Raw genomic sequence first — 11,856 nt, forward strand, 5'->3', positions numbered from 1 at the left:
ACCGCCTAGTCTCGTAGGACAGCCCCGGCGCCCCTAGGACCTCACCAGTGGCAGGACGTTTCGCCCCGCGACCCACCCGCGCGACCGTGCGCGGCGGGCATGTCGCCGTACCCGCGGGAGCCGCCGCCGGGATACCGCGGCAGTCGGCGGCGCCCGCGCGGGTGCGGCGGTGGGTGCCGGACGGGCCGCTGGACCTGGGGCTGACGCTCGGGCCGTTGCGGCGCGGGCCCGGCGACCCGACGTTCCGGGCCGCTCCGGACGGTTCCGTGTGGCGGGCCTGTCGCACGCCGGCCGGTCCGGGCACGCTGCGCGTGCGCGCGTACGGCGGAGAGGTGCTCGGCGAGGCGTGGGGGCCGGGCGCCGTGTGGCTGCTCGACGCGCTGCCCGGACTGCTCGGCGCGGCCGACACCCCGGACGCCTTCGTGCCCCGGCACCGGGTGGTGGCGCTGGCCCGGCACCGGCGGCCGGGGCTGCGGCTGACCCGTACCGGGCTGGTGCTGGAGTCGCTGATCCCGTCGGTGCTGGAGCAGAAGGTCACGACCGTCGAGGCGTACGCGGCGTGGCGGACGCTCGTGCGGACGTACGGGGAGCCCGCGCCGGGGCCCGCGCCGGGCCGGATGTACGTGATGCCGGCCCCCCGGACCTGGGCGCTGATCCCCTCCTGGGACTGGCACCGGGCCGGCGTCGACGACAAGCGGGCGTCGACGATCCTGCGGGCCGTGCGGGTCGCCGTCCGGATGGAGGAGGCGGCCCGGATGGAGCCGGAGGCCGCGCGGGCCCGCCTGGAGGTCGTCCCGGGGATCGGCCCGTGGACGTCGGCGGAGGTCGTGCAGCGCAGTCACGGCGCGGCGGACGCGGTCACCGTGGGAGACCTTCATCTGCCGGGGATCGTGGGCTGGGCGCTGGCCGGGGACCGGACGGCGGACGACGCCGAGATGCTGCGGCTGCTGGAGCCGTACGCGGGCCAGCGGCACCGGGCGGCCCGGCTGATCCTGCTCAGCGGACGGGTGCCGCCCCGCCGGGCACCGCGGATGGCGGTCCGCGACATCGGCAGCCTGTGAGGCCCGGGCCCGACAGGGCGGCGGCACGGCACAGCACGCCATGGCGCGGCACGGCGACGGCAGGGGGCGCCGCAGGGCAGCGGCAGGGGGCGCCGGGGGGCATCGCGGCGGCACTGCGCCGCGGGCCAGTAGCGGGACGGCGTGACTCGGCGGCAGCACGGCAGCAGCGGCAGCGGCGCGGGGGCATCGCGGGGGCTCTGCACCGCAGGCCAGCAGCCGGACGGCATAGCTCGGCGGCGGTACGGGCGGGGCACCGGCGGCATCTTCCCGCCGGGTGGCCCACCGTCCAGGCCCTCGGCCGGACCAGCGATCGGACCCGGCCGGGTTACTGGTCGGAGGAGAAGCGGACCGCGCCTGCCGGGATGCGGGCGTCGCACCACACCCGCACCCCCTCGCGAAGCTCGTTGTCGGCGCCCACGACCGCGCCGTCCCCGATGACCGCGCCGGTGAGGACGGAGCGTTCGCCGACGCGGGCACGGCTGCCGATGAGGGAGTCGGTGACGACGGCGCCGGGTTCGATGACGGCGCCGGGCAGGATGGTCGAGCCGGCGACCCGGGCCCCCCGCGCCACGAACGCGCCCTCACCCACCACCGTGCCGCCGGTCAGCTTCGCGTCCGGCGCCACCCTGGCGGTGGGCAGGACGAGGCGGTCTCCGCAGCGGCCCGGGACGGCCGGGGACGGCGCCCGGCCGAGCACCAGGTCGGCGGAGCCGCGCACGAAGGCAGCCGGGGTGCCGAGGTCCAGCCAGTAGGTGGAGTCGACCATGCCCTGGAGGTGGGCACCGGCCGCGAGCAGGCCGGGGAAGGTCTCCCGTTCGACCGAGACCGGACGCCCGGCCGGGATCGTGTCGATGACCGAGCGGCGGAAGACGTACGCCCCCGCGTTGATCTGGTCGGTGACGATCTCCTCCGGGGTCTGCGGCTTCTCCAGGAAGGCCAGGACGCGGCCGGTCGGGTCGGTGGGGACGAGACCGTAGGCGCGCGGGTCGGTCACCTGCGTCAGGTGCAGGGAGACGTCCGCGCCCGTCGACTCGTGGGTGCCCACCAGGGCCCCGATGTCCAGACCCGTCAGGATGTCGCCGTTGAAGATCAGCACCGGGTCGTCGGGGCCGGAGTGCAGGCGGGCGGCGACGTTGCGGATGGCGCCGCCCGTGCCGAGGGGCTCCTCCTCCGTCACGTACTCCAGGTGCAGGCCCAGCGCGGAGCCGTCGCCGAAGTGCGGCTCGAAGACCTCGGCCAGGTAGCTGGTGGCGAGGACGATGTGCTCGACGCCCGCCGCTCGCGCCCGCGCCAGCTGATGGGTGAGGAACGGCACCCCGGCGGCGGGGACCATCGGCTTGGGGGTGTGCACCGTGAGCGGGCGCAGCCGGGTGCCTTTGCCGCCGACCAGGAGGATCGCTTCTGTCACCTGTCGTCTCTGCTTCCTGCCGGGACCGGCCGAACTACTCGTTGACTCTCGTTTCGGCCGGTCAGTGTATGCAGACCGTGCGACGACGCCTTCGGTGGCCGCGCGGTGACCCGCGAAATCGGCGTGCGGTTTCCCCCGGCCGCCCGGGACTCAGCGCCCCTGGTAGCGCGACGCGCTGGAGCGGGCCGTGCCGAGCTTGGCGTAGAGCCGCTTGCCGGGGCACTCGGTGGCGTACCCGTCCCGATGGCCGGAGATCACGTTCAGTCGTACGTTCTTCCCCTTGGGGTAGAGGTTGCCACCACCCGACGTGAGATATGTCTTCGCGCTGGGATCGACCCCGTAGAGCCCGAGCTTCCACGCGGTGAGTCTCGCGACGGCCGTCACCGCGGCGCCGGCCGGCTTGCTCGTGCTGTACGTGCCGATCACGGCGATGCCCATGCTGTTGGTGTTGAAGCCGAGGGTGTGCGCGCCGAGCACCGCCTTGGCGACGCCGCCGGCCCGGCCCTCGTAGATGTTCCCGCACTTGTCGACGAGGAAGTTGTAGCCGACGTCCCGCCAGCCCATGCTCTTGACGTGGTAGCGGTAGATCCCCCGGATGACGGAGGGGGCCTGGGCGCAGGTGTACTTGTTGCCCGTGGCCGTGTGGTGCACGAAGGCCGCCTTGATCTTCTTCGTGTAGACGAAGCCGCGTTCGCGCAGGGACTCGTCGGCGCCCCAGCCCCGGCGGGTGACGATCCTGGGACGCGGCCCGATGTGCGGCTTGGTCCGGGTGGGGCCCTGGAGCCGGACCAGCTCGTCCTCGGTGGCCGTCTGGTCGAGCTCCGGGATCTCGGTGGCGCCGAACGCGGTGATGTCGGAGTTGGCGCCGGAGGCGGCGATCGCGGCTTCCGTGTCCAGCGCGGTGCGGGGCGGGTCGTCGGCCGGCAGGTCCGCGGGCAGCGCCTCGCCCGGGTCCGCCGCGTCCCCCGGCTCCTCGCCGGGGTCGACCAGTTCCAGCCGCAGCCCCCGGGGCAGCGGAGGCCGGGGCGCCACCGCGCGCCCGCCACGGCCGTCAGCGACCGCGGCCCGCTCGCTGCCCGTGACCTCCGTACCGCGCGTGCCGACCGCGCGTTGTGTGCGGTCCGTGCTCTGCATGCCGCCCGTGCCTTGTGTGCTGTCCGTGCTCTGCGTGCTGCTCGTGCCGTCCATGAGCTTCGTGCCGTGCGTACTGTCCGGCCCGTCCGTGGCCTCCGTGCCGTCCGTGACCTCCGAGCCGCCGGTGGCGTCCGCGCGTACCCGTACGTCCACGCCGTCCGAGTCGCCGACCCACAGCGGGGCGGTCGCTCCGCGCAGCCGCCGGGACGTGTGTTCCGCCGTGCCCGGGTCGGCGCCGTGGTCGGCGTTGTGCGCCTCGATGTCCTGCCAGCCGGACCACCGCCGCGTCACGGCGGACCGGGTGCGCACCTGCGCTCTGCCGTGCAGCTCGCTGCCGGGGTCGTCCCAGACGACGCCGACCAGCGCGAACCGGCTGAGGCCGGTGCGGTACAGCCCTTGCTCGGGCGCCGCCCCCAGGACGCGCCGGCGGGAGAGCGGGACGAGCGGCAGCGACCGGGTGCTGCCGGGGATCCCGGTCTCGGGCGGCCGCCCCTCGGCGGCGGGCCGTTCCGGCCGGCCGGCCCCGGCGGTCGCGGCGGCCGCCGGCAGGGCCGGCGCCAGCGCGAGGACCGCGGCGCAGGCGGCGCCGATCGAGCAGACGGTGAGCGGGGAGACGCCAGGGGAATAAGTGAGGAATCCACGCATGTGCCTGATCTTGAACATATTCATACCCGTTTGTCCATAGGCGATATGACGGACCGTCGGAAGACATTCCGCCGAACCGGTGGCCCCGGCCCCCCTCGCGCACCCTCGCCCGCGCGTACTCTGTGCCGGGTGAACGCCACCGATCGCACCCCCGCCGACCTGCTGACTTCCGCGCTCGCCGCGGACCCCGGCCGCCCGCTGGTGACCTTCTACGACGACGCCACGGGCGAACGTGTCGAACTGTCCGTGACCACCTTCGCCAATTGGGTGGCCAAGACCGCCAACCTCCTCCAGGGCGACCTGTCCGCCGGACCCGGCGACCGCGTCGCGCTGCTGCTGCCCGCGCACTGGCAGACCGCGGTGTGGCTGCTGGCCTGTTCCTCGGTGGGAGCGGTCGCCGACGTCGCCGGGGATCCGGCGGCCGCCGACGTCGTCGTGAGCGGGCCGGACTCGCTCGACGCGGCCCGCGCGTGCTCCGGTGAGCGGGTGGCACTGGCGCTGCGGCCCCTCGGCGGCCGCTTCCCGCAGACGCCGCCGGGGTTCGCGGACTACGCGGTGGAAGTACCGGGACAGGGTGACCGGTTCGCCCCGTTCGCCCCGGTGGATCCGAGGGAGCCCGCGCTCGTCGTCGCCGGGCGGGAGTTCAGCGGCGCCGAGGTCGTCGAGCGGGCCGCGTCGGAAGCGGGAGCCCTGGGGCTCACGGGGCCCGGGGCCCGGCTGCTGTCCGGACTGCCGTACGACACCTGGGAAGGGCTCAGCGCGGGGCTGTTCGCGCCGCTGGCCGTCGGGGGGTCCGTGGTGCTGTGCCGGAACCTGGAACAGGCGGACGACGAGGCCCTGGCCAAGCGGATCGAGAGCGAGAGGGTGAGCACGGTGCGGCGGTAGACCGCCTGCCGGGCGCGGCCGGCCGACGGCAGGCCCGCCTGCCCGGCCCGGTCCGCCGACCACACGCACGTCCGCCGGGCGCGGGTCCCCCATCGCTCCCACGCCCCTACGGCCGAGCCGCACACGGTCCGCCGACCACACGCACGTCCGCCGGGCGCGGGTCCCCCATCGCTCCCACGCCCCTACGGCCGAGCCGCACACGGTCCGTCGCCGCTCCCACGCCCCTACGGCCGAGCCGCACACGGCCCGTCGCCGCGCCCGCGCCCGTACGGCCCTGTCCCCCGTTCGGAGCAGCAAAGGGCGCTCCCGGGCCCCCTCCCCCGCCATCGTCGTAAGTGCAGGACGCGACGCTCGTACGCCATGAGGGGATGGCTCCACCGTGACCGACACCGCAGGCAAGCCCGTCGGTCCCGGTCCCGGTCGCGGGGCGGCAGCCTCGGCCACCGGGGACGGGCTGATACGACGCCGCCGGCGGCGCTGCCTGCGGAACTGCGCGCTGGGGGCGGCCGTGGTCCTGGTCGTGGCCGCCGGCGCCGGCTGGGCCGTCTACACCAAGCTCAGCGGCAACATCACGGCCGACGAGGCCGCCGCCGCCGAACTCGCACGGTACGAGCGGGAGCGGCCCACCGCACTGGTGCGGGACGCGCAGAACATCCTGCTGATCGGGTCCGACACCCGGGCCGGGGACGGCAACGGCAAGTACGGCAAGGATCTCGGCACCGAGCGGTCGGACACCACGATCCTGCTGCACCTGGCCGCCGACCGGGGCAGCGCCACGGCCGTCTCGCTGCCGCGGGACCTGATGGTGGACGTCCCGTCCTGCCTCCAGGAGGACGGCAGGCGCAGCGACCCGGTGTTCGCCATGTTCAACCACGCCTTCCAGGTGGGGGGTTCGGCGTGCACCATCCGGACCGTCGAGAAACTCACCGGCATCCGGGTCGACCACCACATGGTCGTCGACTTCAGCGGCTTCAAGGAGATGGTGGACGCCGTCGACGGCGTCGAGGTGTGCCTGAAGGAACCCGTGGACGACAAGGCGGCGAAGCTGCGGCTGCCCGCCGGCAGGGTCACCCTGGACGGGGAGCAGGCACTCGGGTACGTACGTGCCCGCAAGTCGCTCGGGAACGGCAGCGACACCGACCGCATGGGACGGCAGCAACGATTTCTCGGTGCGCTCGTCAACAAGGTGCAGAGCAACGACGTACTGCTGAATCCGGTGAAGCTGTATCCGCTGCTGGACGCGGCGACCTCCGCGCTGACCACCGATCCGGAACTTGCCACTCTGCGCGGCTTGTACCAGTTGGCGCGCGGCCTGCGCGACATCCCCACCGAACAAGTGCGGTTCCTGACGGTGCCGAGAGAGTCGTACCTCTACAACGCCAATCGTGACCAGCTCGTGGAACCCGAGGCCGAAAAGCTGTTCGCCCGGCTCCGGGCGGACCGGCCGGTGGCGGTGCGCCCGGAGAATTCACAGAACGTTCCAGGGCGGGACACAGGTTCGGGCGGCCAGGACGCCCCCTCGCCCGCCCCGACTTTCCCCGGATACACCGCCGCCGACCCCACCTGTGAGTAAGGCGCACACCAAGTCGGCGAACTTCCGTTCAGGAAATGAGACGGATTGCCCGGTTGTAGGCAGGTGGAATTTGTCACCGGCGTCGCTCGACGCTGAACTGGACGGATAGTGTGAGCGATCCGGTGCACCTGACCGCAAGGCCCGTCCTGGGGTCGCGCACCGATTCACCGAGACCCGAGCGCCTTGGAGGGGGAAGGCGCCGCGTGGCCCCGACGGAGGATTCGGACAACCGTGGACGCGCAAGGCCGTGGGCGGGCGGACAACATCGATCCCGCAGACCAGTGGGTACTCAATCCGCACACCGGCGAATACGAACTGCGACTGAGCCCTTCCGCAGCGCAGCCGCCGGTGCCGGGACCGCGCCGACCGTCCCCCCGGGACGGTGCCGGCGCGGCGGGCGGCCGTGGCCGGAAAGCACCCGAGGAGACCCGGCAGACGCCCGGCGAGGCCGGACGGACTCCCGGTGAGGCCGGACGGACTCCCGGTGAGGCCGGGGGTACGCCCCGGACGCGTGGCACCGACGTGCCGCCGCCGCGCTCGGCCCGGCGCCGGGCCGGTGAGCCGGAGGCGGCGGCCCAGGGGCGGCGCGCGTCGCGGCGCCCGGCGAAGAAGTCGAGGACGAAGAAGATACTGCTGTGGACCGGCGGGTCCATGGCCTTCGTGCTGGTCGCCGTGTCGGCCGCCGGCTACCTCTACATCAAGCACCTCAACGACAACATCACGTCCGTGTCCGACGACGGCGCCAGCACCGGCGGCTTCCGCAAGGACGAGGCGATCAACATCCTGCTGATCGGCACGGACAAGCGCACCGGCAAGGGCAACGAGGGCTACGGCGACGCGGGCAGCGTCGGCCACGCCGACACCACGATCCTGCTGCACGTCTCCAAGGACCGGTCCAACGCCACCGCGCTGAGCATCCCGCGCGACATGATCGTGGACGTCCCGGACTGCCCGACCCAGCAGGACGACGGCAGCGAGAAGGTCATCGCGGGCACCCAGGGCGTCCGCTTCAACACGAGCCTCGGACAGGACGGCCGGACGCCGAGCTGCACCATGCGCACGGTGACCGAGCTCACCGGGATCAAGCCGGACGACTTCATGGTCGCCGACTTCAACGCGGTCAAGACGCTGACCGAGGCGGTCGACGGCGTCGAGGTCTGCCTCGGCAAGGACATCGACGACCCGGACTCGCATCTGAAGCTGTCCAAGGGCACCCACAAGATCTCCGGTGAGCAGGCGCTGGCGTTCGTGCGCACCCGGCACTCCGTCGGCCTCGGCGGCGACCTGAGCCGGATCGGGCTCCAGCAGCAGTTCCTGGGCGCGCTGATGCGCAAGCTGAAGGGCAACGCCACGCTCACCAGCCCGACGAAGATGCTGAAGCTGGCCGAGGCCGGCACCAAGGCGCTGACCGTCGACGACAAGCTGGACAGCATCGGCAAGCTGAAGGACCTGGGACTGGAGCTGGGCAAGCTCAACCCGAAGAACCTGACGTTCACGACCGTGCCGGTCAGGGACAACCCGGCCGACGGCGTCGTGCACAAGACGGTGATCGTCGACCCCGCTCTGGCGCCGCAGGTCTTCGAGGCCATCCAGAACGACGTCTCCTTCACCGACGTGAAGAAGAAGCGGAAGGCCGCCAAGGACGCCCAGGCCGCCCGGCTCAAGGGCACCAAGGCGCCGGCCTCCGAGGTGCGGGTGCGCATCCTCAACGGCGGGGCCGCGGACGGCAGCGCCCAGGCCGAGCTCAACTGGCTGCAGAACGACCAGGGTGTGACCAAGTCGGCGAACGACGGGAACGCCCCGGCCGAACTGGCGAAGACCACGCTGGAGTACGCGCCCGACCAGGCCGCCCAGGCACGCCGGCTGGCGGCGGTCATGGGGCTGTCCGGGGCCGCGCTGAAGCCGGGCAAGAGCGTGACCAACTCGCAGGGCCTGCCGGCGATGACCCTGACCCTGGGCAAGGACTTCAAGGGTGCGGGGATCTCCCTGACACCGCCGACGAAGGCACCGGACGTCAGCAAGTCCACGGCTGACAAGGTTCAGTGTGCTTCGTAGGTAACCCAAGGGGCCCGTCGTGCGTCTAACCGGTCGCGGGACGGGCCCGTTGGTTGTGCGAGGGCGGGGAGGGCAGGGGGTTTGGCGCAGAGTGAGGTGCGCGGGGAGGCTCCGGCGGTCGAGGACACGATGTCGCTCACGCCGAAGGCCCCGGACATACCGGCGCGTTCGGACCGGCGCGGCGGCGCTCGGCGGGCGGGGGGCCCGAAGACCGACCGCCGGCGGCGCAGACGGCGCGTACTGCGCTGGTCGGCGACCGTACTGGCGGTGGTGATACTCGGCACCGCGGGCGCCGGATACCTGTACTACCGTCATCTCAACGGCAACATCCAGAAGGGCGCGCGGGCCAACGGCGACGACTCCAAGGCCCGCAGGACCGCGCCGAACGCGGCCGGCCAGACCCCGCTCAACATCCTGCTGATCGGCTCCGACAGCCGGAACTCCGCGGAGAACGTGAAGCTGGGCGGCAACCGTGACCACGCGGGCGATCCGCCGCTCGCGGACGTGCAGATGCTCATCCACCTCTCGGCGGACCGCAAGAGCGCCGCCATGGTCAGCATCCCAAGGGACACCCGGGTGGACATCCCCGAGTGCAAGGACCCCGCCACCGGCAAGGTCTATCCGCCGACGAACGACATCATCAACGTCACCCTGGCCCGTGGCGGCGCCGGCTGCACGCTGCTCACCTGGGAGAACCTCACCGGGGTCTACATCGACCACTGGATGACGATCGACTTCGCGGGCGTGGTACGGATGGCGGACGCGATCGGGGGCGTGGACGTCTGTGTGAACCAGAACGTGTGGGACCACCCCACGCCGGAGGTGCGCGGCGGATCCGGGCTGAAGCTGAAGGCCGGCACCACGAAGGTCCAGGGCGAGCAGGCCCTGCAGTGGCTGCGCACGCGGCACGCCTGGGGTGACGACCTGATGCGGGCCCGCGCCCAGCACATGTATCTGAACTCGATGATCCGCACGCTGAAGAAGCAGAACGTCTTCACGGACACCGGCCGGCTGATGGACCTGGCCGAGGCGGCCACCAAGTCGCTGAAGGTGTCGGAGGAGATCGGGACCGTCAAGAAGCTCTACGACCTCGGCATGCAGATGAAGTCCGTGCCGTCGGACCGCATCACCTCGGTGACCATGCCCAACAGGCGCGACCCGCAGAACGGCAACCACGTCGTGCCCGACGAGGCCAACGCCGACAAGATGTGGCAGATGCTCCAGGACGACGTGGCGTTCGACAAGCACGGCGGGGCGTCGGGCACGGCGAAGAACGCCGGCAAGGACAAGCCGACCAGGAAGCCCTCGGTCGACGCGGCCGGCCTCGGCGTGCTGGTGCAGAACGCCACCCGGACCGCCACCGAGGCCGCGGTGCCCCAGCGGGCGTCGGCGATCGGCCGGCTGCTCGTGCAGAAGGGCTACGCCCGTGCGCAGGCCGACACCTCGGGCACCCTGGTCGAGGAGAAGACGCTCGTGCGCTACCCCAGCGCGGACCTGGAGGGCGACGCGCAGGCCGTGGCCAAGGCGCTGGGCATCCCGATGAGTGCCGTGCAGAAGTCCACCGACGTGTCCGGGGTCACGGTCCTCGTCGGCGCGGACTGGCGCACCGGGACGTCGTACCCGAAGCAGTCCCAGCCGAAGGCCGGCGACCTGCCCGCGGGTTCCGACGCCGTCAACGGCTCGGACACCTCGAAGTGCATGGACGTGTACAGCGTCTACCGGTGGTAGCCGGGTAGCGGCCGCCGGCGGTGACCGGGTGGCGGCTGCCGGCGGTGACCGGGTGAACGACGAAGAGGGGCCCCTCCCGGCGGGAGGGGCCCCTCACCCGTGACGAGCGCGGCGGCGCGGACGACGTCGGTCCGGGAGGGTGCAGCGGATCACGGCCAGCAGGTCCGGGACGGCTCGGAAGGCGCCGCGGATCACGGCCGGCCGGTCCGGGACGGCTCGGACGGTCCCTCGGGCCACGGACGGCCGGTCCGGGGCGGCTCAGACGGTGTCGAGGACCGCGGGCCGCCGGGATGCGATGACCTTGCGCGCCAGCGACTTCGGGCTGGTCAGAAACCCCCAGCCCCAGGACATGTGCATGGTGGCGAGGGCCACCGGGATCCGCAGCCGGGCCTTGAGCGGCAGCCCCTTGCCGGCCGGGACGGAGCCCGCGGCGATCGCGGCCAGATAACCGCCGGGGACCACCAGGCCCCACGGGGTCAGCGCCACGCCGACGACCAGGCCCGCCGCTATCGCGCACACCGCCGTCGGCGGGGCGAGGTAGCGCAGGTTGATGGAGCCGGAGTGGTAGCGGGCGACGACGTGCCGCCAGCGGCCGTAGTCCTTGTACTGCCTGGCCAGCGCGCGCACGGACGGCCGCGGCCGGTACGACACCTTCAGCTCGGGCGAGAACCAGATCAGGCCGCCCGCCTCGCGGATGCGGAAGTTCAGCTCCCAGTCCTGGGCGCGGATGAACTCCTCGTTGTAGCCGCCCTGCTGCTCCAGCGCCTCGCGCCGGAAGACACCGAGGTAGACGGTCTCGGCGGGGGCGGCCTCGCCGCCGGTGTGGAAGGCCGCGTTCCCGACGCCGATCTTCGAGGTCATCGCGGCGGCGACGGCGCGCTCCCAGTCGTTCTCGCCCTCGGCGTGCATGATGCCGCCGACGTTCTGCGCGCCGGTCTCCTCCAGGAGGCGGACCGCGGTCGCGATGTAGTTCGGCGAGAGCATGCCGTGGCCGTCGACGCGGACCACGACCGGGTGCCGGGACGCCTTGATCGCCGCGTTCAGCGCGGCCGGGGTGCGGCCGGTCGGGTTGGGCACGGTGTGCACGCGCGGGTCGGCACGGACCAGCTCGGCGGCGATCTCGTCCGTGCGGTCCGTGGACGGACCGAGGGCGATCACGACTTCCATCTCGCCGGCGTACTCCTGCGCGAGGATCGCTTCGACGGCACCGCGCAGATGCCGCTCCTCGTCGAGGACGGGCATGATCACGGACACTGCGGGGAGCCGCACGTCGGACTTGGCGTTCATAGGGGCCTCACGTTACCGCGAACGGGGGACACGGGTGCGCGCCGCCGGGGCTGCGGCGCGGGCTGGAGATCGTATCGGCC

General features: G+C 72.9%; 8 protein-coding genes. 5 read left to right on the plus strand and 3 right to left on the minus strand.

The window, feature by feature from the left end:
• Nucleotides 1-47 precede the first annotated feature (47 nt).
• On the plus strand, nt 48-1,061 hold the full coding sequence (locus GT045_RS36165; protein WP_161336802.1) for a DNA-3-methyladenine glycosylase 2 family protein: 1,014 nt from the start codon (nt 48-50) through the stop codon (nt 1,059-1,061).
• A 325-nt stretch (nt 1,062-1,386) separates the two neighbouring features.
• Here the strand turns inward: GT045_RS36165 and GT045_RS36170 are convergent, their stop codons facing one another.
• Both GT045_RS36170 and GT045_RS36175 read right to left on the minus strand, forming a co-directional pair.
• Nucleotides 1,387-2,469, minus strand: coding sequence for an NDP-sugar synthase (locus GT045_RS36170; RefSeq protein ID WP_161288362.1), 1,083 nt, complete (start codon nt 2,467-2,469; stop codon nt 1,387-1,389).
• Between the two features lie 150 nt (nt 2,470-2,619).
• Nucleotides 2,620-4,248, minus strand: a complete 1,629-nt coding sequence (locus GT045_RS36175) for an N-acetylmuramoyl-L-alanine amidase (protein WP_161336803.1) — start codon at nt 4,246-4,248, stop codon at nt 2,620-2,622.
• Between the two features lie 129 nt (nt 4,249-4,377).
• Between GT045_RS36175 and GT045_RS36180 the strand changes: the two genes are divergently transcribed.
• From GT045_RS36180 to GT045_RS36195, 4 genes are all read left to right on the plus strand, one after another.
• On the plus strand, nt 4,378-5,133 hold the full coding sequence (locus GT045_RS36180) for a TIGR03089 family protein (protein ID WP_161336804.1): 756 nt from the start codon (nt 4,378-4,380) through the stop codon (nt 5,131-5,133).
• A gap of 379 nt (nt 5,134-5,512) precedes the next feature.
• Nucleotides 5,513-6,706 carry an LCP family protein gene (locus GT045_RS36185; protein WP_161336805.1) on the plus strand — a complete coding sequence of 398 codons (1,194 nt, stop codon included), beginning with the start codon at nt 5,513-5,515 and terminating at the stop codon, nt 6,704-6,706.
• Between the two features lie 231 nt (nt 6,707-6,937).
• Entirely contained in the window at nt 6,938-8,761 is a 1,824-nt protein-coding gene (locus tag GT045_RS36190) for an LCP family protein (RefSeq protein WP_161336806.1), read from the plus strand.
• Between the two features lie 81 nt (nt 8,762-8,842).
• A complete protein-coding gene (locus tag GT045_RS36195) occupies nt 8,843-10,489 on the plus strand; it encodes an LCP family protein (protein WP_237539151.1) in 1,647 nt (548 codons plus the stop codon).
• Nucleotides 10,490-10,747: 258 nt separating this feature from the next.
• Here GT045_RS36195 and GT045_RS36200 read toward each other — a convergent pair whose 3' ends face one another.
• Nucleotides 10,748-11,776: a glycosyltransferase family 2 protein gene (locus tag GT045_RS36200; protein ID WP_161288734.1), complete on the minus strand. Its 1,029-nt coding sequence runs from the start codon at nt 11,774-11,776 to the stop codon at nt 10,748-10,750.
• Between the last annotated feature and the right edge of the window lie 80 nt (nt 11,777-11,856).

Source organism: Streptomyces sp. SID486 (assembly GCF_009865385.1).
Classification (GTDB): domain Bacteria; phylum Actinomycetota; class Actinomycetes; order Streptomycetales; family Streptomycetaceae; genus Streptomyces.

What these genes read in the sequence shown, in the direction of transcription:
- GT045_RS36175 (WP_161336803.1), bottom strand. Translation starts at nt 4,248, where the DNA reads ATGCGTGGATTCCTCACTTATTCCCCTGGCGTCTCCCCGCTCACCGTC.
- GT045_RS36200 (WP_161288734.1), bottom strand. Translation starts at nt 11,776, where the DNA reads ATGAACGCCAAGTCCGACGTGCGGCTCCCCGCAGTGTCCGTGATCATG.